The sequence below is a fragment of the Archangium minus genome, assembly GCF_044360475.1.
GTDB lineage: Bacteria > Myxococcota > Myxococcia > Myxococcales > Myxococcaceae > Archangium > Archangium minus.
Genome location: NZ_CP043494.1, coordinates 12,919,844 through 12,941,371, shown reverse-complemented (window position 1 = coordinate 12,941,371; position 21,528 = coordinate 12,919,844). Strand labels below are relative to the sequence as shown.

Below are 21,528 nucleotides of genomic sequence, written 5' to 3'. Positions count from 1 at the left end.
CCGTCCCTGCATGGGACGCTTCCTCCACCACTACCGGCTGCAGGCCGTCGCACTCCTCACATGGGCCGTGGTGGGCATCCCAGGCGTGCTGGCGTTGCTGGAGGGCGATGGCTCGCTGCCGCTGCGTGTCGTGTGGGCCGTGGCCTATGTGTTGTTCGCCGTGGGCTTCTTGGTGGTGCAGCTGCGCGCGCCCCGGCGCGAGACACGCTGGCTGCTGCTGCAGGTCGTGTGTGCCCTCGTCGTGCTGGCCGCCCGGCCCACGGGTTTCGAGGCCGCGTTGCTCACCCTCACGGCCGTGCAAGCGCCGTTCTTCGGGCGGAGGCCGCTGGGCTGGGTGTGGGTCGGCGCCCAGACGCTCGGTGCGCTCGTCATCTATCTGCAGAGCTTCCCGGTGATGCGCGCGCTGCTCGTGTGTGCCGTCTACCTGGGCTTTCAGGCGTTCGCGATGAGCGTGGCGCGGCTCGCGAGGAGCGAGGCGGAGGCGCGCGCGGAGCTGGCGGCCGCGCACGTGGCGCTGAAGGCCGCGCAGGCGGACCTCGTCGAGCGGGAGGGGGAGCGGCAGCGGCTGGACATCGCCCGCGAGCTGCACGACTCGCTCGGGCACCACCTCACCGCGCTCAGCCTCAACCTCGAGGCGGCCGCGTACACGGTGCAGGGACCAGGCGCCGAGCATGTGCGGCGCGCACAGGAGGTCGCGCGGCGGCTGCTCGGTGACGTGCGCGCGGCGGTGACGGAGTTGCGCGAGAGCGGGCCGGAGGACGTGGCTCCGGCATTGCGTGCATTGGCCTCCGGGGTGCCGGGGCTGCGGGTGAGCCTGAGCGCGCCGGAGGTGCTGGTGCTGGAGAGCGCGGGGGCTCGCCGGGCGCTGCTGCGCTGCGTGCAGGAGGCACTCACCAATTCCCTGCGGCACGCGCACGCGAGCGAGGTGTGGCTGGAGGTCCGTCCCGAGGCCGAGGGTATTCGCGTAACGGCGCGCGACGACGGGCCGGGGCTCGCCGGTCCCGTGGTGCCGGGCTCGGGCCTGAGCGGCATGCGGGAGCGCGCTTCATCCCTGGGGGGCCGGCTGGAGGTGCGCACGGGCCCGGGCCGTGGTGTGGAGCTGGAGGCGTGGTTTCCCTGTCAGGTGGTGCGAGCGGAGGGGGCGACGTGAAGACACGGGTCCTGTTGGTGGACGACCACGCGCTGGTGCGGCAGGGCCTGCGCAGCCTGCTCGAGCTCACACCGGACCTGGAGGTGGTGGGCGAGGCGGGTGATGGAGAGGAGGGGCTCGCGCGCATCGCCGAGCTGTCCCCGGACGTGACGCTCCTGGATGTGAGAATGCCACGCCTGGACGGGCTGGGGCTGCTGCGGAGGCTGCGCTCGGACGCGGCGCTGGCGGGGACGCGGGTGCTGCTGCTCACGACGTTCGATGATGACGTGGTGGTGCTCGAGGCGCTGCGGACGGGCGTGCAGGGCTTCCTGCTCAAGGACGTGCCGCTCGCGGAGCTCGCGGAGGCGGTGCGGAGGGTGGCGCGGGGGGACACGCTCCTGCCGGCGGCGCTCGCGCAGCGGGCGGCCCGGGCGCTGGAGGGAAGGCCCGCGCCCTTCGATAGCGCGGACCTCCCCGAGGGACTCACCCGGCGCGAGCTGGAGGTGCTGCGGCTGATGGCGCGCGGCCTGAGCAATCGGGAGATCGCCGAGGCGCTCGGTACGGCCGAGGGCACCGTGAAGAACCAGGCGTCCAGCATCCTGTCCAAGCTGGGCGTGAGGGATCGGACGCGAGCGGTGTTGAAGGCGCTGGAGCTGGGGCTGCTGTAGGCGCCTGGTGCCCTGCACGATGCTTTTGCACGCATCGGCCAGCTCCCTCAACACCGCCTCTCTCCTGCTTATACGCCCACGGTAGGCGGAGGCGTACGCGGCCAGGTGCGCGGAGGGCGCGTGCCCTGTCGACGCCTCAACCACTTCCCGGACCGCTGTCTCCCGTTGGGCGTCCCAGAGAGGGGGTGGGACATGGACCTGAGAAATAATAGGTCTACGCGCTTGCTTCATGCGGTTATCGGAGTTACACCATATAACTATGGTGACAGCGACTAACGAAGGAGCGCGTCATGAAGAGCATGTTCCCAGCGCCTCCTGGCGGGCGTGGGGTGTAGAACCGGCGCCAGCATCGTCCTCGGCCGGTGCCTCCGTCGGCGACTTCCGGCCGCTCGTCCCACTGGCCCTGGCCCAGTTCGCCGTGGTGCTGAGCACCTCCATCGTCAACGTCGCGCTGCCGTCGATTCACAGCGGCCTGGGGCTCTCGCCGACCGGACTGACCTGGGTGGTCAACGCCTACGTCCTGGCCTTTGGCGGATTCCTCCTCGCCGGCGGGAGGGCGGCCGACATCCTCGGGCGCCGCCAGGTCTTCATGGTGTCCCTTGCCGCCTTCGGTATTGCCTCGCTCGCCGCCGCCTTGGCGCCTGGGGCCGGCTCTCTCATCGCCGCCCGAGGCCTGCAGGGTGTCTCCGCCGCCGTCATGTCTCCCTCGGCGCTGTCCATCGCGCTCACCCGCTATCCGGATGGTGATGCCCGGAGAGTGGCTCTCGGTATCTGGGGGGGTGTGTCCGGTGCGGGCGGTGCCGCAGGGGTCATCGCGGGAGGGCTGCTCACGGCTACATTCGGGTGGCGCTCGGTGTTCGTTGTCGCCGTCCCGGTCGTGATCGTGGCCTTGGCCATGTCCCGTTCCTGGGTCGTCGCTTCCCCCAGGCCTTCCGAGCGGCCAGCCTTCGATGCCCCCGGTGCCCTCCTGGTCACCGGAGCGCTCGGTCTCCTCACCTACGGACTCGCCGGCGCCACGCACGGCGGCTGGCTCTCGGCCCGCACGATAGGGCTCCTCGCGGCCGGGGCGCTCCTGCTCGTCGCCTTCGTCCAGGTCGAGCGGCGCAGTGCGGCACCGCTGGTGCATCTCCGCATCTTCGCCAACCCGAGCGTGCGTTTCGCCAACGCCGCCATGACACTCGTGGGGGGCGCCTGGATGGGGCTGTTCTTCTTCCTTCCCCTCTACCAGCAGCAAGTCCTCGGCTATGGCCCGCTCCGAACCGGGCTCACGCAACTGCCGCTCGCCGTGACGCTCATGGCCGCCTCGGCTTATGTCCGCCGCATCACCGAGCGGATGGGGACCAGGAAGACACTCGTCGCCAGCCTCTTGCTCCTCACCGTCGGGCTTGCCTGGTTCGGCCGAGTCCCGGTCGAAGGGACCTTCGTCGCACACCTCCTCGGCCCCTCGCTCCTGGTTGGCACCGGCCTCGGCATCGCCTCTGTCGAACTGACCCGCCTCGCCACTCACGGCGTCACACTGGCTGAGTCCGGGTTGGCCAGCGGGCTCGTGAGCACCACACGCCAGTGCGGCGGAGCCATCGGCCTGGCCTTGCTCATGTCACTTGCCGCCAGCCGCATCGGGAGCGCCGCGGAGCCCGGAGTGGCCGCCCTCACCGAGGGCTACCGCGCTGCATTCCTCGCCGCCTCGCTGCTCACAGGCCTCGCCGCGCTCCTGGCGCTGCGCGCCCCCACCCTGCCGGCGGCGCTTGCTTCACCTGTCACCCACAACCCCTGACCCGCAAGGACACACGCACATGACCACCCACGCTCCATTCCTGACCGGTCCGTTCACGCCAGTCCCCGACGAAATCACCGCCACCCACCTGCGAGTACGAGGCTCCCTGCCGCCCGAACTCAATGGGCAGCTCGTGCGCAACGGCCACAATCCCATGCCGGGTGTCGTGCCGATTCATTGGTTCAAGGGCAGTGGCATGCTCCATGGAATTCGGCTCCAGGAGGGGCGAGCCGAAGCCTACCGCAACCGTTGGGTCCGAACGCCCGCCCTCCAGGGCGCGCCCTACATGACCGAACATGGCCCTGACTACACCGCCCACTCCGCTGGCACCCATGCGATCAGCCACGCGGGCCGGATTCTCGCCCTCAACGAGGCGGGCCTTCCCTTCCAGGTCACGCCCGAGCTCGACACCGTTGGCGTGTTCGACTTCGCAGGGAAGCTCACCACTCCGATGACGGCCCACCCGAAGATCGACCCGCGCACCGGAGAGCTCCATTTCTTCGGCTATGGACCCTTCCCGCCGTACCTCACCTACTACGTCGCCTCACCCCAGGGAGACATCATCCGGGCGGAGGTGGTGCCCGGTGCCGGCCCATCGCTGATGCATGACTTCGCCATCACCCAGCGCCACATCGTCTGGTTCGACATGCCCGTGGTGTTCGACATGAACGACACGTCGGGCATGCCCTACACATGGAACGACAACTACCCGGCACGAATCGGAATCATGTCCCGCGCGAGCGGAGCCGTCCGCTGGTTCGAGGTCGACCCCCTCTACGTCCTTCACGTCACCAACGCCTACGACGACGCGGAGGGCAGGGTCATCCTCGACGCCCCCGCGTTCGACCGCGCCGGCTGGGTGCGGTCGACGGCCTGGTGGGCAGGTCGTGCCGACCGTGGTCCAAGCCTCCTGAACGGGGCGAGCCACAGGCGCTGGACCATCGACCCCCAGAAGGGAGTCATCGGCACCCAGACCGTGGATGACCTCATCGTCGAGTTCCCCACCGTCAGTCCCGCTGTGGTCGGGCAGCCCTTCCGGTACGGGTACGCCCTCGCGCTTCCCGGTGGCGAGCGGGGCCCCTGGGCCATGGCGAAGCACGACCTGACCACGGGCGCCCGTCAGCTCCGCACCTTCAACCCCGGGCAACTGCCGAGCGAAGGGGTATTCGTGCCCGCGGCCGGAGCGACCCGCGAGGACGCCGGCTACATCCTCACCGTGGTGAGCAACGCCGACCAGTCGCCGGCGGAGTTGCTCGTGCTCGACGCCACCCACATCGCTGGCGAGCCCGTGGCGGTGGTTGAGCTCCCCCGCCACGTCCCCGGTGGCGTGCACGGCTCGTGGATGCCGACGGAGGCATGACCCTGGCTCTCGTTCCCACCCCATTCGAGGCGTCCATGGACATTGACCGAAATGCCCCCATCATCGTCGCCGAGGAGGTCCGGGTCCTGGCGCCACCCGCCCGCGTCTGGAACCTGCTCACGGAGATTGACCGGTGGCCGGACTGGAACCCCGACATCAACACCGCCGTCCTGGACGGTGCGGTAGCGGTTGGCGCGACGTTCCGGTGGACAACCGCTGGACTCGCCATCGTCTCCACCATTGGCGAGGTTGTACCCGGCAAGCGGCTGGGTTGGTCGGGCGACACCGATGGAATCTTTGGCATCCATGTATGGACTCTCGAGCCTGGTGACCCGACTGGCCGGACCACCCTGGTCCGTACCGTCGAGTCCTGGAGCGGAGAAATCGCCCAGCAGGACCCCGAGACCATGCGAGGCCTGCTCAAGGCCGCCATCACAGCATGGCTCGGCCATCTCCGCGCCGAGGTCGAGGCCAGAGAGGGTGTCATCGCTCTTCTCCGTTGAGTTGAGCCCAAAACCCGCAATGTCGGAACCCTCCCATTGCGTCCTGTGGAATCGAGCCCGCAGCGAGGCGAGCGCGAAAGCCTAGAGAACGTGCAGATCGTCCACTTCGACTGTGTAGGTTTCGCCCTGCTTGCTCGCCGTCAACGAAAGAGTCAGGTCACTGCGGCCTTCTTCCTTGGTCCACAGAGGTACATCCAGGGCTCAAGGGGTGAGGGGTGTGTCCCTCCTGTAACGCGAAGCGGGCGCATGTGACGGCGGTGCACCTGGTGGAGCGGGTGCTGCCGCACGTGCCCTACCGGCAATGGACGCTGTCCTTTCCACACCGGGTGCTGCGGCTGCTGGAGAAAAGAGGGGCCCTGCCCGCGCAAGGGCCCGAGGACGCACAGCATGCCCACCAAGCGCATTCCCTGCAGCAGCGACTGCGCTGGCTGGAGGTGGACGTCCGGCTCCCTCCCCGAAAGCAGCCCCGATGCGCCTTCCAGGAGGGCTTTTCCCTGCACGCTTGTCTTCACGTGGCGGCCGGGGGAGGGTGGGGAGCCCCCTGCGGAGGAGCCGCGTGATGTTTTCCAGGCGATTGCTGGCGGTCGTTGGAGTGGTCCTGCTCTGGAGTCTCTCGGAGCCCGCCCGGGCCCAGGCGCCCGACTCCCAGGGGCCCGCGCGCCTCGCGCTGCGCGCCGCGAGACTCTTCGACGGGAAGAACGCCCGGCTCCTGCCGGACGCGGTCGTCCTCGTCGAGGGACCGAGCATCCAGGCCGTGGGCACCCGCCTCCCCATTCCTCCGGGAACGCGGGTCATCGACCTGGGCGACGTCACCCTCCTGCCAGGGCTGGTGGACGCGCACTCGCACCTGCTGCTGGAGGTCCCGCTGGACAGTGATGGCTCCCTCCTGGACTACGTGGCCCGGACGAGTACCGCCGAGCGCGCGCTGCTGGGCGCGAAGCTGGGCCGCGAGATGCTGGAAGCCGGCTTCACCACGGTGCGCGATCTGGGCAATTCCGGTCGGAATGGGGACGTGGCGCTGCGCAAGGCCATCCAGGAGGGCTGGGTGACGGGGCCGCGCCTCTCCGCGTGTACCCGCGCGCTCGCGCCGCCCGGGGGGCAGATGGACACGCTCCAGCCGCTGGCGCAGGGCCTCATCGAGGAGGAGTACGCCACCGTCTCGGGCGTGGAGGCAGCCCGGCGCGCGGTGCGGCAGGCGCTCTATGACGGCGCGGACTGCATCAAGGTCATCATCGACAACGGCCCCAACCTGCTCACCCTGGAGGAACTGAAGGCCATCACCGAGGAGGCGCACCGCCGCAAGCGCCCGGTGGCGGCGCACGCCACGAACGACGACAGCGTGCGCCTCGCGGTCCAGGCGGGAGTGGACTCCGTCGAGCACGCGTACTCGCTGCCCGAGGACGTGCTGGCGACCATGGCGCGCAAGCGCATCTTCCTGGTGCCCACCGATATCGCGGCGGCGGATTGCGTCAGCGTCGGGGCGACGGCGGCCGACCCGGAGCTCCGGCGCCGCCTGGAGGAGCGCTGCAAGAAGGGCATTGCCCGGCAGCACGAGCGCCTCCGTCGCGCGGCGGCCGCGGGAGTGCCGCTCGCCGCGGGCTCGGACATGTACGGGGCGATACCGGGGCTGACGCGGGGACAGGCCAGCCGGCGGGTGCTCACCGCCTATGCCGAGGCGGGCCTGTCACCGGTGGACATCCTGCGCATGGCGACGGTGAACGCGGCGGAGCTGCTTCGCCTGCACGACCGGCTCGGCTCCCTCGAAGCCGGCAAGCTCGCGGACGTGCTCGCGGTGAAGGGGGACCCGCTGAAGGACCTGGGCGCGCTGGAGCAGGTCCGGTTCGTCATGAAGGAGGGCCGGGTGGTGCTGGACGCCCGGGCCGGGGAAGGACAGGCCGAGGGCCCCAACTGAGCCAGCCGCGCTCTCATGACGTGCTCCAACTCGGCGGCCGTGGCGAAGCGGGGGGCGCGCGGTGGAGCAGCTCGACCGGCCCGTGCCCCTGCTCCACGCCGCACCGGGTCCAGGGCAGTGTGGCTCACCGCTGCTGGGGCCGTCCTTGAACGTGCAGCTCGCTCCCGCTGGCGGAGTCCTGTGCCGGGGCTGCTGCGGCAAGGGGCATCGGCTCTATCGGCTACGAGGGCTCAACCGGAACGAGTCTAGGGGCGCCAGCCGAGGCGGGAACGGCCTGGATGCTCGGCACCGCTCCAGCTACGGGCAAGCCGACAAAAGTCCAGAGGCACTTCTCCCACTGGAGGACGAGCAGTGCGAGGCCGCCGAGCAGAGAACGCAAGACGTTGTAGCCCATAGCTGGTTCAGATCTCGAAGAGCCGGAGATTCCAGAGGAAGAGGGTCTTTTCCTCCTCTCATGGTCGAACCCCATTTTACGTGGGGTCGGGAAAGATGGCTCGGAACCAGCCCCTGGTTGAACCGCTCAGAGGGCGTTGAGCAGGAGCGAGCAGGCAGGCTACTTCCGTGTGGTCTTCGCAAGCGTCGTGTGCCTGCTCGTCCGCTGGGCAGGCACTGACTCGCGTGGTTGGTTGCACTAGCTCAACACCCTTAGCTGCTGCGAGGTTTCAACCGGAGCAATGACAGGGACGCTAGTTGAGGCACGAGCGCCCTGGATGCCCGGTATCCCCCCGGCTATGGGCAAGCGATCGCCTGTCCCTGCACTATCCGTGAGAGCGCGCTCGGCTGGCACCGTTACCGCCTTGGAGCCTTCCACAGCCCCGAATGCGGCTGACGTGTGTCGTTCCCTCCACCAAGCCCCGAGCCCCAGCAGCCGCGCCGCTGGAGTCTCCTAGCGCGGTCCAGGTGCGCGCCTCACGGTTTCACCGGCCATGGCCGGGGCGTGCAACCTGGCGCCCTAGAGCCTGCACTGCCCCCGAGCATGGGCTGCCTGCTGTGTTCGCGCTCGCCCTGGCCCGAGTTGCTGCTGCGGCAACCCTGGCCCCTTTCGTGCCCCCGGCGCGCTCGTCCGTAGTGTCGGGGCGCCCTTTCATACTCCGAGCGGCCCCGCCAGGACCCGCCAGGTCCTAGCCCAAAGGGAGGACCCACCAATGCGTTTCCGAGCCTGCCTTGTACTTCTGCTCTTGGCCTCAGCCTGCGCGAGCGCGCCCGCCCCGCGGTCGATGCCACGGCCCCATGCCTTCGCGTCGACTCCCACCCCGGGCCCGCGCATCCGGCTCGTTTCTTCGCCGATGGAGCCGACACCGGAACGGTCGTGGATTGGAAAGGCGGACCTGGACAAGGCCAGGGCACTGCTATCTCGGGCACGCCAAGACATCGAGCCGCGTCAGTGGGAACAGTTGAACCGCAAGCTCACCGCGGCGGAACGGGCCTTCGAACGCTTCTCGCGCGCCGCGAAAGCGAGCGGGCAGGCCGCCGAGGTGGTGAGGGGGGCGGAGGGCGTCGCGCAGGCGGGACGCGCCAGGACGATGGCTGAATTCCTCCCCCGCGTGGGCCCGTTGCTCGTGGGCCTCGTCCTGCTCTACCCCTCCAGCACCGCCGGGCCGGACATCGACCGTCGCCTGGAGTGGGTCGACGCTCAAGGGGAGTATGAGGCCCGTCTGCGGGAGGTGGCGGAGGAGTCGCGGCGGCTCATGGAGGAATTTGAGCGTCAGGAAGCAGAGGAGGTCGTGCCGGACGTTGATTCGGACCCGGTTGCGGCGGTCTCGGCTCCCACCCCTTGGCGGACTGCGACCAATCCGGTGACGGGCAATCCCTACACCAGTGTGGAGGAGTACGACCGGGTTCCCCGCCACCCGGATCAGACCTGCAAGAACAGCCGGCTCGACGAGCTTGAGGCGGAAAAAAAGCTGCTTATGAAGTTAGTTCCTCCCTACGATCCGAAGGCGCCTAGATCGAAGAACGTAGAGAAGCTGGACAAGGTGCCGTGTTCCAGGATCCGGCTGCGTCTTGAATCGATGAAAAGAGTTCTGGAGAAACGGTGGGAGATTGAGAAGGAGTGCTTTGGAGGCAAGCCCGACCCGGGCCACGATATAACAATGACCGAACTCGAACAGGGCATTGCGAATATCAAGAAACTCGAAGCAAAGAATTGTGCCCCTGGTCATCCGATGGCGGAGAAGTGAATCATGTCGAAAGAACTCTTCGCAGCGATCGAGCAGCACGATACGGCCCGGGTCAAGGCGCTGCTGGCGGGAGGGGCCGATCCGAACGAGCCACAGCAGGAGTGGCCGGGACTGCTTCCGTTGCAAGTGGCCATCCACGCACTCGCCGATGGAGGCGAACTCAGTGTGCTCCTGGCGCTTCTTGAGCACGGCGCGGATGTCAACGCATGGGATGCCGAGCGGGACAGGACCCCTTTGTTGGAGGCGGTCTGCGAAAACCAGCTAGCGGCAGTCGACGTGCTCGTGAAAGCGGGGGCCGAACCCAATGTGCGCAGCAGTGAAGGCGATACGCCGCTGCGGGCGTGCGCGGAGCTGGGCAATGTGGAAATGGCTTCTCTCCTGCTGGGCGCGGGTGCCACACAGACTATCAATGACTGGGGCGGATTGACTGGATGCACCGCGCTCGGGATTGCGATATCGCGGCTGGACATTCCGATGATGAGACTACTTCTCGACGCGGGCGCGGACCCAGAGGCCCCAGACGATAACCGACAGCCCACTCGTGACCGCCTGCCGCCACGCGATGACTCCGACCCTCAGAAATGGGACGCCGCGTTCGAACTGCTCGGAGGAGCGAAGGACCGCATGCCGTTGTAGAACGGAGGTCGCCCGCCTCGGGCTCACGGACGCGCCCGCGCAGCCCTTGAGGCTCGGCACGGCTCGCGGTGGCCGTGCTCAGGGCCCCGCCTGCTGGCACACCGGGAAGGTGACGTTCCCAAGGGTGACGGTGCGCGGCCCGGCTGCCCCCCACAGCTTGAGGGTGCAGGGGCAGCCGAGCTGCGCGCGCTCCCCCTCGATGCCCACCACGACGGCACCGGCCCCATTCGCGGGGATAGGCGCCAGTGGCCAACGGGCTAGCTCCACCTGTTCCCCCGCCGAGTCCACCAGCGCCGCCCCCGCCTGCGTCCAGGGCTCCGCGCCGGGGTTTGACAGGCTCAGCCGCACAGCCACGCTTGCCGGGTGGGCCTCACCCGGGCGGGTGTAGCTGTAGCTCCAGGCTTTATCCCACCTGAGCGCGTCTGCCGGATGGCGCTTCAACTCCCCGCCAAGGGGCAGAGACGCGAGGCTCCCAGCCCGCTCCATCCACGCGGCCCCCATGAGCCCACCCGGCCCCTCTCGCTCGGCCAGAAGCCGCGCCTTGTCCTCCTGGCACTGGCGCGCTTCGGCCTGTGCTTCGTCGCGCTCTTTCTTGAGCACGTCGGGCGGGCGCGGCTGCCGGAACACCTCCACCCGGCGCGTCCCCCTCTGGCACTCCCAGAGCGGGCTTGGCGGAGTCTCGTGGGAGCGTGGCGGTAGCGTGCGCTCTGGGTGTGGATCTCCGTCTGTCAGCTCAGGCGCGGTCCGACGGCTGGAGAGATCACGTCGGGCGCTGGAAGTCGAGCCCGAGTCGCTCCGGGGTGTCGTGGAGAGCGGCCTCCGCCTCGCAGGAGCCGAACCGAACGCCCCGATCGCCCGCCCGCTTCACGAAGGCGCCCGGTGTGAGCCCGACGAGCGCTCGGAAGTCGGCAATGAGGTGCGCCTGGTCGTAATAACCCGCGTCTGCGGCGATGCGTCCCCAGTCCTTCGAGGTCGCCGCCATCCCCACGGCACGCTGCAGGCGAATGGCCCGCGCGAAATCCTTCGGCCCGATGCCGACGCTCTCCGTGAAGGCGCGGCGAAGATGCCGCGCCGTGACGCCAAGCCGCTCCGCCACGCTCTCCACTCGAACCTCGTCTCCTTCGAGCAAGCGAATCGCGCGGCGAGCGAGCCGTGCCGATGCCGGGTCGAACGTCTGGTGGGCACGAAGGGCGATCGCGTGGGAGACTCGGTCGAGCATCTCCGGCAGGCTTCGCGCCGCAAGGAGCTCGAGGCAGAGGTCGCCGCCCGAACGGCCCCAGATGTCTTCCAGATGCACGATCTGGTCCGTCAGTGCGCTCGCTGCCACGCCCAGGAGCTGCGCCGACCAGCCTGGCTTGAACTGAAGGATGACCGCCCGAGTGACGCCGGTTGCGTTCTTGAACAGCGCCTGCGTTCGCGGGCCCGCGACGCACACATCCCCTTTCCGACCCTCCTCGAGCACTCGAAAGACAAGGATCGTTCTTCCGTCGGGCAGCCGTTCGTGACTTGCGTGTCCAGCGACTGGCACGACACCGCGAACGTCCTCGACGAAGCGGGAAATTGAGAAGGTCAAGGCGTCAATGTCCATCGTGCGTGACACCTTCATATCCTTGCGCGTCCACTGCGGCCATTCAATCTGGCGCGGAAGGAACGATGAAAATGTCCGGTCCTTCCAATTCACGGATCGCGCCGCGCGGCATGGTTCGCGCTCTCGTCTCCGGGCCTTTTCACGGGGCCGAGCCCACGAAAGGAAATCAGAATCATGAGCGAACCGACTTCCGCAGCCAACACCGCCCGCGCACCCACGCCGGTCCTGTCGGTCAGCCCAGTCGTGCTGTCAGCTCCCGGCCGCGCCGTTGAGCTCCAGGTGCGAGTCTCCGCGCCCGTGACCGGAAGCGAACTGCCCATCCTCTTGCTCTCGCACGGTCATGGCCGCTCCAACCACCTCTCCTCATTGAACGGCTACGCCCCACTCGCCAACTACTTCGCGGCACACGGCTTCGTCGTCATCCAGCCCACCCATCTCGACTCAAAGACGCTCACCCTCGACTCCAATGACCCCGATGCGCCTCTGTACTGGCGAGCGCGGGCCGAGGACATGAAGCGCATCCTCGACCAACTCGACGCGATCGAGCGCGCCGTCGACGCGCTCGCCGGGCGCTTGGACCGAAGCAGGGTGGCCGTCGTCGGGCACTCGATGGGCGGGCACACCGCGAGCCTGCTGCTTGGCGCGCGGCACAAGGCTCTCCACGACGGAACGGACGTGAACCTCTCCGAGCCCCGGATCAAGGCGGGCGTGCTGCTCGCCGCGCCCGGCAGAGGCGACGCCCTCAGCAAGTTCGCAGCCGAGAACTACCCCTTCTTCTCGACCATCGACTTCTCCAAGATGACGACGCCCGCGCTCGTGGTCGCCGGCGACAAGGACGACTCTCCCCATCTGACGGACGCAGGCGCCGACTGGCACGCCGATCCCTACTTCCTCTCCCCAGGCCCCAAGTCCCTGCTCACCCTGTTCGACGCAGGGCACGGGCTGGGCGGAGTCTCGGGATATGACGTCGCCGAGACCACGGACGAGAACCCCGAGCGAGTGGCTGCCGTTCAGCTTCTCACCTGGGCCTACCTCCGCACCGCGCTCTACCCCGGAGACCCCGCCTGGCAGGAAGCGCAAAACGCGCTGACTGGCGTAGCCAAGCCGCTCGGACGGGTCGAGTCCAAATAAGCAACCGGCGAAGCGCACCCCTCCGGCTTGTCGAGGTCGAACGTCCTCCTCAAGCCGACACGTCCGGGGCCGAGTGCTCCCGGCACAGCAGCGCGCTGTCCGCTCGGCTGAGCGGATCCTGCGTCAACCCGCAGCGAAAGCGTCCCTGCGCCTCCCGCTGGAAGTGGCGGCAGGATGCACACACTCCGAAGCTCGGCTGACCGTGCGTTACCAGCAGGGCCCGGAGCAGGCCTGTCAGCGAGGCCTCCAGCCCGCTGCCACCGTCCGGAAGCCCCTCGAGGGTGCGGCAGAAGTGCGCGGGTGGCAGCAGCGTCCCCAGCAGGGCTCGGCCTTCCCCCGTCAGGTGTAGATGGGTGACACGGCGATCCGTGCTGCTGCTCTCCTTTTCGACCAGCCCCTTGCCCTCCAGCAACGCAATCGTCTGCGACACCGTCCCCTTGGTGAGGCCCAGGTACTCCGTGAGCCCCGCGGGTGTGTTGCTGTAGCGATTGCACACCGAGAGGTAGTGCAACGCCTGCAGGTGCACCGGTTGCAGCCCATGCTCTTGTCCCACGGCGCGCTCCTCGTTGCGCAACAGGTTCGTGATGCGCTCGAGCAGCGTGTACAGGGATTCGGCACTCATGGCCTGAAAGGTATCGGCTCCAAACCTTCTTGACAAGAAAACCCAAGGCTCCTATTTGGTATCGAGTCGAAACCAACAGACCGGCCGAGGCCTCCCTGGCCCCGACCGCTCTCCACCCAGGAGCACCGTCATGTCCCAGATCGCCATTGCCCCCGTCACCCCCAGCACCACCCCCGAGGCGTCCAAGCCCACGTTGGAGGCACTCAAGGTGAAGTTCGGCGGCGTGCCGAAGATGTTCGCGACGTTCGCCCACTCGCCCGCGGCGCTCGAGGCGGTGGCCGGCTACTTCGGCGCGATGGGGAAGGCCTCGCTACCGGCGCGCACCCAGGAGGCCATCGCCATTGCCGTGGCCGAGGCCAATGGCTGCACCTACTGCTTGTCGGCGCACACGGCGCTCGGCAAGCTCCAGGGCGTCCCGGCCGATGAGCTCGCCGGTTTCCGCTCCGGCCGCGCGGCGAATCCGCGGGAGCAGGCCATCCTCGACCTGGCGCTGGCCATCGTGCACACGCACGGCGCGGACACGACCCGGCAGCTTGCCGCCGCTCGTCAGGCGGGCCTCACGGACGCGGAGCTCGTCGAGGTCATCTCCGCGGTCGCGCAGAACGTGCTCACCAACTACCTCAACGTGGTTGCCGGCACCGAGGTGGACTTCCCCAAGGTGGCCTGAGGGCATGTGCTCGCGTGGGATGCCTCCCCGTGACGCGGGTCCGGAGCATGGGCCCTGCGCGGGGGGGCATCCGACTGGCTTGTTGGTTCGCGCCAATCAGGCACGCGGCCCATGGTCATGCTTTTCGCGGTGGGCGCGGGCTCGCGGGGCCCCGTGCGCCTTCCGGGGCCTCCCTCTTCTTCCGTGGCGCCGCCTCGCGGGCCACGTCCACGAAGGCCCGCAGTGCGGGCGATACCTGCGCGCGGCTGGGGAAGTAGAGGAACAGGCCCGGCACCCACGCCGCGTAGGGCTCCAGCACCACGCGCAGAGTGCCTCGCCGCAGTTCCTCCGTCACCACGGGCTCGAACGCATAGGCGAGTCCCACCCCGGCCTCGGCCATCCGCAGCAGCAGGTGGATGTCCGAGGTGATGACGGGCCCCCGCACCGGCACGCGCCAGCTCCGCGGCCCGCGCTCCAGCTCCCATTGGTAGAGGCCTGACGTCGTGGTGGAGCGGATGCAGATGCAGTCATGGGACAGCAGGTCGTCCGGCGTCTCCGGCGTGCCCCTCCGCTCCAGGTACGAGGGCGCGGCCACCACCACGAAACGACACGCGTCCGACAGCCGGACCTGCACCATGTCCCGCTCGATGGACTCTGTCAGCCGGATACCCGCGTCCAGCCCCTCGGCCACGATGTCCACGAAACGGTCCTCCACCCGGACGTCCACCTCCACCTTCGGGTAGCGCGCGAGGAACCGTGGCAGCAGCGGCGCGATGAGGGTGGACACCGCGATGGTGGGAACCGTCAGCCGCACCCGGCCCGTCACCTCCCCCGGCTGCGCCGCGGCCGTCCTCAGCGCCTCCATCGCCTGGTCCACCGCCGGCCCGGCGTTCTCCAGCAGGCGCCTCCCCGCCTCCGTCAGCGCCACGCTCCGGGAGGTCCGCGTGAGCAGGGGGACGCCAAGCCGCTCCTCGAGCTGGCGGACCGATTGGCTCAGTGCGGACGGAGAGATGCCGAGCTCGGCGGAGGCGGCCGTGAAACCGCGCTTCCGGGCCACGGCGAGGAACGCATTCAGGGCATTGAGCGGGGTGAAGGCCATCTTGAAGTATTCCTAAATGGCCCATGTGAATCCTGCCAGTTTCGCGCGCTGTTCCCGGAGCGCATACGTGAGGGGCGCGTGGCCCCCAGGCCACGAAAACTCCCAAGGAAAACCCCATGCCGAAGACTCCTGCCTATGCCGCCCCCGCCGCTGGAAAGCCGCTGGCGCCCTTCTCGTTCGAGCAGCGCGAGGTCGGTCCCCATGACGTGCTCATCGACATCCTCTACTGCGGGGTCTGCCACTCCGACATCCACCAGGCCCGTGACGAGTGGGGCGGCGCCATCTTCCCCATGGTGCCGGGCCACGAGATCATCGGCCGCGTCAAGCAGGTGGGCCAGCGCGTCACGAAGTTGAAGGTGGGCGACATGGCGGGCGTCGGCTGCATGGTGGACTCGTGCCGCGACTGCCAGACGTGCCGCCGCGACCTGGAGCAGTTCTGCGAGCGGGGCATGGCCGGCACCTACAACAGCACGTACATGGACCGGAAGACGCCGACCTACGGCGGCTACGCGTCCCGCATCGTCGTCACCGAGCACTTCGCGCTGAAGGTGCCCGAAGGGCTCGACCCCGCCGCCGCCGCGCCGCTGCTGTGCGCCGGCATCACCACGTACTCGCCGCTGCGCCAGTGGAACTGCAAGAAGGGCGACCGCGTGGGCGTGGTGGGCCTGGGCGGATTGGGTCACATGGCCGTGAAGCTCGCCGCGTCCATGGGTGCGGAGGTGACGGTGCTCAGCACGTCCCGCGCCAAGGAGGCCGACGCGCGCCGCCTGGGCGCCCAGGGCTTCGAGGTCACCAAGGACGCGAACACCTTCAAGAAGCTGTCGGGCCGCTTCGACCTCATCCTCGACACCATCTCCGCCCCGCATGACTACAACCAGTACCTGGGCATGCTGCGCCCCCAGGGCACCATGGTGGTGGTCGGCGTGCCGCCGGAGGCGGTGCCCGTGAAGGCGTTCTCGCTCATCGGCGGGAACAAGCGCCTGGCCGGGTCGATGATCGGCGGCATCGCCGAGACGCAGGAGATGCTCGACTACTGCGCGAAGCACAACATCGTGTCGGACATCGAGATCATCCCCATCCAGAAGATCAACGAGGCCTACGAGCGCATGATGAAGGGCGACGTGCGCTACCGCTTCGTCATCGACATCGCGAGCCTCGAGCGCGCGTAGCGGAACTGGCGAGTGCCGGTGCGCGGCGGCGTCGCCACCAACGAGAACAGACCCGCGCGTCGCTCGCGGCCGAGGGGCCGGGCCTGGCGTACGCCTTCGAGCCGGAGGTGCAAGAGCCTCTGCGCTCCGGGCAGCTCGTGCGGGTGCGTATAAGATGGAACTGCGTCCCGCACCTGCGCACCTGCTTGGGGGAGCCACCTGGCGAAGGTGGCGCAGCTGTAGCTCTTCACGCCGTACAACCCCGCGGAGCTGCGCGAGACGGTGGTCACGGCGCTGGAGCAGGCAGGCGGCTGCCCGCTGTCCGCGGCCTGAGCCCTCGAGTCGGTGGGGTATTTATGTAAAGGGTTGAAATCACGAGGTTTTCGAGATTTCGCGTCCGGGTGTCACGCCCTCGCGCGCTGAGTCGTCTCCCGGGCGAAAAACAAGGAGACGTCATCATGCGCGTTGTCATCTTGGGTGGCGGTTATGCGGGACTCATCTGTGCACTTCGGCTCGCGCGGCGCACGCGCGGGCAGGTCGCGGTCACGCTGGTGAGCGCGAGCCCGTGGTTCGTGGAGCGCATCCGGTTGCATGAGCGGGCGGCCGGCTCGGAGCCGGTGAAGCGTGAGCTCGCCGAGATGGTGGCCGGCACGGGCATCACCCTGAAGATCGGCCGCGTCACCCGCATCGATCCGCGAGGCGAGATCCTCCTCGGCGACGAGCGGCTGCCGTTCGAGCAGCTGGTGGTGGCGCTCGGCTCCCACGTGGACCTGGACGGAGTGCCGGGCGTCCGTGAGCACGCCTTCACGCTGGACGCCGCCTCCGCCGCATCGCTGTCCGAGCGCCTGCCCGCCATCGCCGCCCGCAGGGGACGCGTGGTCGTCGTCGGTGGTGGCCTCACGGGCATCGAGGGCGCCAGCGAGCTCGCCGAAGCCCACCCAGGCCTCCAGGTGACGCTGCTCTACGCCGGAGAGCTGGGCGGTAACTACTCCGAGGCCGGACGGGAGCACCTGCGCCGGAGCCTGAACCGGCTTGGTGTCACTCTCGAGCAGGGGAGGGTGAAGCGGCTCCAGGCAGGCTCCGTGGAGCTCGAGGAGCGCAGCGTGCCGTTCGATGCCTGCCTGTGGGCCGGCGGCTTCGTCGCTCCGGAGCTCCTGCGTCAGTCGGGGTTGTCCGTGAACGCACGCGGACAGGCCCTCGTGGATGCGTATCTGCGCGCGCTCGGGCACGAGAACATCCACGTCATCGGTGACGCGGCCGCGCCCGTCGCTCCTCCTTCCCCCATGCTCATGGGCTGCAAGACCGCCCTGCCCATGGGGGTGTACGTCGCCGAGAGGCTCTCGCGGCTCTCGCGGGGCCAGGACTCGGAGCCCTTCGACTACCTGGACACGGCCTTCTGCATCAGCCTGGGGCGCCGGGACGGGCTCGTGCAGCCTTACCGTCAGGATGGCTCGCCGACGGGCTGGGTGTTCCGCGGCCGCCTGGGCGCCTGGCTCAAGGAGGCGATCTGCCTCGGCGTGAGCTGGACCCTCGCTGCCGAGCGCAAGGGCCTGCACTTCTTCGCCTGGCGCAAGACGGGTCGGAAGCTCTCGCCCCCGGCGGCGCAAGAGAGGAGACTGGCGGCATGACGGACGGAGCCCTGGAATCCTTCGAGGCCCATCGGCCCTCGATGATCGCCATCGCCTACCGGATGCTCGGCTCGGTCGCCGAGGCCGAGGACATCGTCCAGGAGGCGTGGCTGCGCTGGCAGGCCGCGGCGCGCGAAGACGTGCGCTCGGATCGGGCCTTCCTGTCGACGGTGGTCACCCGGTTGTGCCTCGACCGTCTCAAGAGCGCGCAGGTGACGCGCGAGGAGTACGTCGGGCCGTGGCTCCCCGAGCCCGTCCGCACCGACACGCAGGTGGATCCCGAGTCGATCTCGCTCGCGTTCCTGGTGCTGCTCGAGAGCCTGTCGCCCGTCGAGCGCGCCGTGTACCTGCTGCACGAGGTGTTCGGGTACAGCCACTCCGAGGTCGCCGAGATGGTGGGCAAGGAGGAGGCCGCGTGCCGGCAGATCCTCCACCGCGCCCGGGACCACATCCGGGCGCGGCGGCCGCGCTTCGCTCCCTCCAAGGAGTCGCATGAGCGGCTGGTGACGGGCTTCATGTCCGCCTGTGGCACTGGCGATCTGGAGGGCCTCAAGAACCTGCTCGCCCATGACGTGACGAGCTGGGCCGACGGAGGTGGCAAGGTCCGGGGCGCGGCGCGCAACCCCGTCCATGGCGCGGACGCCGTGGCTCGCCTGTTCCTCGGCATCATGAAGAAGGTCCCGGCCGGAGTCGTTCCGGAGCTCGCCGAGGTGAATGGCTGGCCCGGGTTGGTGCTGCGGTTGAACGGCGCCGTCATCGACGTCATCTCCTTCGAGACGGATGGAGAGCACATCCATGCCATCCGCTCGGTCCTCAACCCGGACAAGCTCGCGCGCATCTGAGCCGCGCTGGCGACGCTCCCCCAGGAGGAGGCGGCGGCAAGAGTGAGTGCGTCGCGATGGCGCGGCGTCCGACTCACCGTGCATCGTGGAAGATGATTCCCACCGGATGCCTCCGTCCGGAACGCAGCCGGCTCACGCCGTGTCGCATGTCGAGCGCCGCCACGCTGGAGACGACCCGGTACTTGCGCAAAAAGCGCGCGGGAGTGGTGGCCTGACAGGCCGCTGTCGTGAAGGCACAGGAGCGGCTCCACCGCAACGTGAGCACGCTCGCCATTGTCAAGCAGCGCTTACGAGTCTATCTACAATCAGCAACTCAATCGCGCGGGAGGGTTGTCATAGATTCTCTGCGTCGTGACGGAGCCGCGGTGACGAACTCACGCCCGCGGCCGCAGTCACTCCAGAGGAGACGATCATGAGGACTGACAAAATCAAGGGTGGACTCCGCTTCCTGGCTCTGACTCTGACTGCGCTGATTCCGAGCATGACAGCCGCGCAGGCTGTCGGCTCTTCCGGTTGCCCGGCGAGCGGCCCTGCCAGCGTAGGGGCGCTTCATCGTGAGTGGATTCTCGTGGGCTGGGAGAAGCAGGTCGGCGACGGGCCGTTCATCTTCCGTGAGAAGCTCGGGAAGTACTATGACTTCTCGGCCAATGACGTCGTTCTCTACGACGACTTCGACCCTCAGAAGCGCGTGGCGCACAGCGCGAAAGAGTATGGATCGTTCTGGGAGCCAAGCTTCTCCGCGCTGCGCAGCGTGCACCATCGCGTCGTCAACGGCCCGGACGTAGCGTCCGGCTCCGGCGGCCTGGCTGCCTCCACACTCGAGTTCGAGGCGCGCATCGAGGCCGCCGACGGCAATGTCACCAACATCCGTACCCGGTCGTCCCTCGTGTGGCGTTGTAGCGATACCGGTTGGAAGATCATCCGAGAGCATAACTCGTCGGTTGTGCTCCCCTCCGACGCTTCAATGCGGCGACGCTAAAACGGTATGGGCGAGCTCGCAGTGCCCGGGAGAGAGCGCGAGCGGGTGGAGAGAGGGATTCGCGCTCCTAGGGAGAAGGAGAGTCACGTGGGGAGCATCAGGAAGGTTCTCGTTACTGGCAGCTCGGGACAGCTCGGTGCGGAGATCTGCCGACAGCTCTCCAGCGACTACCAGGTCACGGGTCTGGACACCGCGCCCGGCCCCTTCACCCAGGTGCTCGGCAGCGTGGATGACCGGGCGCGGGTCTTCGAGCAGGTGGCGCAGGTGCACGCGGTCATCCACGTGGCCTCGCTGCATGCGCCACACCGGGACGTGTTGCCGAAGTCGCGCTTCGTCGACGTGAACGTCCAGGGAGCGCTCCACCTGCTCGAAGCGGCGGTGGCGTACCACTGCCAGCGCTTCGTCTACACGAGCACGACCTCGGTCTATGGACGCGCGATGGAGCCGCGAGCAGACGCCGCCATCTGGGTGACGGAGGAGCTCACGCCCGAGCCGCGGGACATCTACGACGTCACCAAGCTGGCGGCGGAGCAGCTCTGTCAGCTCATCCACGAGGAGGCTGGGTTGCCCGTGATCATCCTGCGCACCTCGCGCTTCTACCCGCAGCCGGGGGAGGCACTGGCCATCCACCGGCTCCACCGGGGGCTCGACGTGCGTGACTGCGCCCATGCCCACCGGCTGGCGCTCGAAGCTCCGGTGCCCTTCGGGCTGTACAATGTCTCCGCCCGCTCGCCCTTCGAGCGGGAGGATTTGAGGGAACTGCTGCACGACGCACCGGGGGTCATCCGGCGCCGGGCTCCCGAGGTGGCCGTGCTGCTCGCCCAGCGGGGCATCCCCATCCCCTCGAGCATGGATCGCGTCTACGTCATCGAGCGGGCGGAATCCGAGCTGGGATTCCACCCACGATTCAACGCGCTCGAATTCCTCCAGGGCGCGTGAGCTGGACCACCGCGGTGGGCAGTGGGGGCAATCGTCGCGCCAGCGGCCTCCTTATTCGAGTCAGGGCTCGGACGTGCTGCGCCGCTTCGCGCGAGGGCGGATGGGCGCGAGCACGAAGGCGAGGCTCATCAGGCGCTCGCGGCCGGGTGCCCTCGGCTGGCTGGTGAGCTCGCAGAGGCGCTCGATGAGCCTGTTGACCTCCTCCAGATCCTGAGGGCTCACCCAGCCCTTGTTGCGTGCCGTCCAGAGCTCGCGTCGTGGACCGTTGACGGCCACGTCCTCCAACCGCAGCGCCTCCTCGAAATCGCGCGTCGCGATTCGCAGCAGGCCGCGGGCGAACTTTGCCAGGGCCGCGAGGTTGCCGGCCTTTCCAGCGCGGTAGGCCAGACGAAGGGGCGCATCACCGGTGCCGGCGAGGCGGTAGCGCCGCTCTTCTCCCTCGGCGGACTCCACCTCGCGGACCAGCCCGCCGCGACAGAGCACCCGTAGGTGGTAGTAGAGCCCGTCCGCCGGACGCCCGAGCTGTTCCGCCAGGTCGGCGACACTCGCCTCGCCGCCGAGCGCGGCCAGGGTGTCCACGAGTTCTTGCCGCACCGGAGAGGAGAGCAGTCGAATCTGCGCCGTGTCGTGGATGGCGCGGCGGTCGAACGTCCTGGGCATGCGCTGCGAGCTCCCCTCTTTTTGTTGAAATTCACTGGCACTATTTCAACACTGTGTGGCCGGCGCAAGCCGTGCCGGCAGCCT

At 68.6% G+C, this 21,528-nt stretch carries 22 protein-coding genes; 16 read left to right on the top strand and 6 right to left on the bottom strand.

Annotated features, from left to right (window positions below):
- Positions 1-10: 10 nt before the first annotated feature.
- From F0U60_RS53435 to F0U60_RS53395, 9 genes are all read left to right on the top strand, one after another.
- Positions 11-1,150: a sensor histidine kinase gene (locus F0U60_RS53435; protein WP_395812239.1), complete on the top strand. Its 1,140-nt coding sequence runs from the start codon at positions 11-13 to the stop codon at positions 1,148-1,150.
- A complete protein-coding gene (locus tag F0U60_RS53430) occupies positions 1,147-1,797 on the top strand; it encodes a response regulator (RefSeq protein WP_395812238.1) in 651 nt (216 codons plus the stop codon). The genes F0U60_RS53435 and F0U60_RS53430 overlap by 4 nt, the downstream gene beginning before the upstream one ends.
- Before the next feature lie 259 nt (positions 1,798-2,056).
- Positions 2,057-3,571, top strand: a complete 1,515-nt coding sequence (locus tag F0U60_RS53425; protein WP_395812237.1) for an MFS transporter — start codon at positions 2,057-2,059, stop codon at positions 3,569-3,571.
- A gap of 19 nt (positions 3,572-3,590) precedes the next feature.
- A complete protein-coding gene (locus tag F0U60_RS53420) occupies positions 3,591-4,931 on the top strand; it encodes a carotenoid oxygenase family protein (RefSeq protein WP_395812236.1) in 1,341 nt (446 codons plus the stop codon).
- A 35-nt stretch (positions 4,932-4,966) separates the two neighbouring features.
- A complete protein-coding gene (locus F0U60_RS53415) occupies positions 4,967-5,434 on the top strand; it encodes an SRPBCC family protein (RefSeq protein ID WP_395812235.1) in 468 nt (155 codons plus the stop codon).
- A gap of 215 nt (positions 5,435-5,649) precedes the next feature.
- A complete protein-coding gene (locus F0U60_RS53410; RefSeq protein WP_395812234.1) occupies positions 5,650-5,994 on the top strand; it encodes a hypothetical protein in 345 nt (114 codons plus the stop codon).
- Entirely contained in the window at positions 5,994-7,346 is a 1,353-nt protein-coding gene (locus F0U60_RS53405) for an amidohydrolase family protein (RefSeq protein WP_395812233.1), read from the top strand. Before F0U60_RS53410 ends, F0U60_RS53405 begins: the two co-directional genes overlap by 1 nt.
- A gap of 1,394 nt (positions 7,347-8,740) precedes the next feature.
- On the top strand, positions 8,741-9,526 hold the full coding sequence (locus tag F0U60_RS53400) for a hypothetical protein (protein WP_395812232.1): 786 nt from the start codon (positions 8,741-8,743) through the stop codon (positions 9,524-9,526).
- A 3-nt stretch (positions 9,527-9,529) separates the two neighbouring features.
- Positions 9,530-10,162 (top strand): ankyrin repeat domain-containing protein, encoded by a 633-nt coding sequence (locus F0U60_RS53395; RefSeq protein ID WP_203406454.1) that lies wholly within the window; start codon positions 9,530-9,532, stop codon positions 10,160-10,162.
- Positions 10,163-10,240: 78 nt separating this feature from the next.
- Here F0U60_RS53395 and F0U60_RS53390 read toward each other — a convergent pair whose 3' ends face one another.
- Positions 10,241-10,894 carry a DUF2381 family protein gene (locus F0U60_RS53390; RefSeq protein ID WP_395825871.1) on the bottom strand — a complete coding sequence of 218 codons (654 nt, stop codon included), beginning with the start codon at positions 10,892-10,894 and terminating at the stop codon, positions 10,241-10,243.
- 28 nt (positions 10,895-10,922) lie between these two features.
- On the bottom strand, positions 10,923-11,750 hold the full coding sequence (locus F0U60_RS53385; RefSeq protein WP_395825868.1) for a helix-turn-helix domain-containing protein: 828 nt from the start codon (positions 11,748-11,750) through the stop codon (positions 10,923-10,925).
- A gap of 174 nt (positions 11,751-11,924) precedes the next feature.
- Between F0U60_RS53385 and F0U60_RS53380 the strand changes: the two genes are divergently transcribed.
- Positions 11,925-12,881 carry an alpha/beta hydrolase family protein gene (locus tag F0U60_RS53380; protein WP_395812231.1) on the top strand — a complete coding sequence of 319 codons (957 nt, stop codon included), beginning with the start codon at positions 11,925-11,927 and terminating at the stop codon, positions 12,879-12,881.
- Between the two features lie 49 nt (positions 12,882-12,930).
- Here the strand turns inward: F0U60_RS53380 and F0U60_RS53375 are convergent, their stop codons facing one another.
- Positions 12,931-13,503, bottom strand: coding sequence for a MarR family winged helix-turn-helix transcriptional regulator (locus F0U60_RS53375; RefSeq protein WP_395812230.1), 573 nt, complete (start codon positions 13,501-13,503; stop codon positions 12,931-12,933).
- A gap of 130 nt (positions 13,504-13,633) precedes the next feature.
- On the opposite strand from F0U60_RS53375, the gene F0U60_RS53370 reads away from it, so the two are divergent.
- Entirely contained in the window at positions 13,634-14,170 is a 537-nt protein-coding gene (locus F0U60_RS53370; RefSeq protein ID WP_395812229.1) for a carboxymuconolactone decarboxylase family protein, read from the top strand.
- A gap of 115 nt (positions 14,171-14,285) precedes the next feature.
- Here the strand turns inward: F0U60_RS53370 and F0U60_RS53365 are convergent, their stop codons facing one another.
- Positions 14,286-15,248 (bottom strand): LysR family transcriptional regulator, encoded by a 963-nt coding sequence (locus tag F0U60_RS53365; RefSeq protein ID WP_395812228.1) that lies wholly within the window; start codon positions 15,246-15,248, stop codon positions 14,286-14,288.
- Positions 15,249-15,364: 116 nt separating this feature from the next.
- On the opposite strand from F0U60_RS53365, the gene F0U60_RS53360 reads away from it, so the two are divergent.
- From F0U60_RS53360 to F0U60_RS53350, 3 genes are all read left to right on the top strand, one after another.
- Positions 15,365-16,417, top strand: coding sequence for an NAD(P)-dependent alcohol dehydrogenase (locus F0U60_RS53360; protein WP_395812227.1), 1,053 nt, complete (start codon positions 15,365-15,367; stop codon positions 16,415-16,417).
- Positions 16,418-16,854: 437 nt separating this feature from the next.
- Complete coding sequence (locus F0U60_RS53355; RefSeq protein ID WP_395812226.1) at positions 16,855-18,024, top strand: NAD(P)/FAD-dependent oxidoreductase; 1,170 nt, start codon at positions 16,855-16,857, stop codon at positions 18,022-18,024.
- Positions 18,021-18,866: an RNA polymerase sigma-70 factor gene (locus F0U60_RS53350; protein WP_395812225.1), complete on the top strand. Its 846-nt coding sequence runs from the start codon at positions 18,021-18,023 to the stop codon at positions 18,864-18,866. The genes F0U60_RS53355 and F0U60_RS53350 overlap by 4 nt, the downstream gene beginning before the upstream one ends.
- Before the next feature lie 73 nt (positions 18,867-18,939).
- On the opposite strand, the gene F0U60_RS53345 is transcribed toward F0U60_RS53350, so the two are convergent.
- Complete coding sequence (locus tag F0U60_RS53345) at positions 18,940-19,140, bottom strand: 2OG-Fe(II) oxygenase (RefSeq protein ID WP_395812224.1); 201 nt, start codon at positions 19,138-19,140, stop codon at positions 18,940-18,942.
- 138 nt (positions 19,141-19,278) lie between these two features.
- Here F0U60_RS53345 and F0U60_RS53340 point away from each other — a divergent pair, with 138 nt between their 5' ends.
- Positions 19,279-19,845 carry a nuclear transport factor 2 family protein gene (locus tag F0U60_RS53340; RefSeq protein ID WP_395812223.1) on the top strand — a complete coding sequence of 189 codons (567 nt, stop codon included), beginning with the start codon at positions 19,279-19,281 and terminating at the stop codon, positions 19,843-19,845.
- Between the two features lie 87 nt (positions 19,846-19,932).
- Positions 19,933-20,784 carry an NAD-dependent epimerase/dehydratase family protein gene (locus F0U60_RS53335; protein ID WP_395812222.1) on the top strand — a complete coding sequence of 284 codons (852 nt, stop codon included), beginning with the start codon at positions 19,933-19,935 and terminating at the stop codon, positions 20,782-20,784.
- Between the two features lie 60 nt (positions 20,785-20,844).
- On the opposite strand, the gene F0U60_RS53330 is transcribed toward F0U60_RS53335, so the two are convergent.
- Entirely contained in the window at positions 20,845-21,444 is a 600-nt protein-coding gene (locus F0U60_RS53330; protein WP_395812221.1) for an ArsR/SmtB family transcription factor, read from the bottom strand.
- Between the last annotated feature and the right edge of the window lie 84 nt (positions 21,445-21,528).

Excerpts from the sequence above, each read along its gene's own strand:
- F0U60_RS53435 (WP_395812239.1), top strand. The coding sequence starts at position 11 with ATGGGACGCTTCCTCCACCACTACCGGCTGCAGGCCGTCGCACTCCTC.
- F0U60_RS53425 (WP_395812237.1), top strand. The coding sequence starts at position 2,057 with ATGGTGACAGCGACTAACGAAGGAGCGCGTCATGAAGAGCATGTTCCC.
- F0U60_RS53420 (WP_395812236.1), top strand. The coding sequence starts at position 3,591 with ATGACCACCCACGCTCCATTCCTGACCGGTCCGTTCACGCCAGTCCCC.
- F0U60_RS53415 (WP_395812235.1), top strand. The coding sequence starts at position 4,967 with ATGGACATTGACCGAAATGCCCCCATCATCGTCGCCGAGGAGGTCCGG.
- F0U60_RS53405 (WP_395812233.1), top strand. The coding sequence starts at position 5,994 with ATGTTTTCCAGGCGATTGCTGGCGGTCGTTGGAGTGGTCCTGCTCTGG.
- F0U60_RS53395 (WP_203406454.1), top strand. The coding sequence starts at position 9,530 with ATGTCGAAAGAACTCTTCGCAGCGATCGAGCAGCACGATACGGCCCGG.
- F0U60_RS53385 (WP_395825868.1), bottom strand. The coding sequence starts at position 11,750 with ATGGACATTGACGCCTTGACCTTCTCAATTTCCCGCTTCGTCGAGGAC.
- F0U60_RS53380 (WP_395812231.1), top strand. The coding sequence starts at position 11,925 with ATGAGCGAACCGACTTCCGCAGCCAACACCGCCCGCGCACCCACGCCG.
- F0U60_RS53375 (WP_395812230.1), bottom strand. The coding sequence starts at position 13,503 with ATGAGTGCCGAATCCCTGTACACGCTGCTCGAGCGCATCACGAACCTG.
- F0U60_RS53370 (WP_395812229.1), top strand. The coding sequence starts at position 13,634 with ATGTCCCAGATCGCCATTGCCCCCGTCACCCCCAGCACCACCCCCGAG.
- F0U60_RS53365 (WP_395812228.1), bottom strand. The coding sequence starts at position 15,248 with ATGGCCTTCACCCCGCTCAATGCCCTGAATGCGTTCCTCGCCGTGGCC.
- F0U60_RS53360 (WP_395812227.1), top strand. The coding sequence starts at position 15,365 with ATGCCGAAGACTCCTGCCTATGCCGCCCCCGCCGCTGGAAAGCCGCTG.
- F0U60_RS53355 (WP_395812226.1), top strand. The coding sequence starts at position 16,855 with ATGCGCGTTGTCATCTTGGGTGGCGGTTATGCGGGACTCATCTGTGCA.
- F0U60_RS53350 (WP_395812225.1), top strand. The coding sequence starts at position 18,021 with ATGACGGACGGAGCCCTGGAATCCTTCGAGGCCCATCGGCCCTCGATG.
- F0U60_RS53345 (WP_395812224.1), bottom strand. The coding sequence starts at position 19,140 with ATGGCGAGCGTGCTCACGTTGCGGTGGAGCCGCTCCTGTGCCTTCACG.
- F0U60_RS53340 (WP_395812223.1), top strand. The coding sequence starts at position 19,279 with ATGAGGACTGACAAAATCAAGGGTGGACTCCGCTTCCTGGCTCTGACT.
- F0U60_RS53330 (WP_395812221.1), bottom strand. The coding sequence starts at position 21,444 with ATGCCCAGGACGTTCGACCGCCGCGCCATCCACGACACGGCGCAGATT.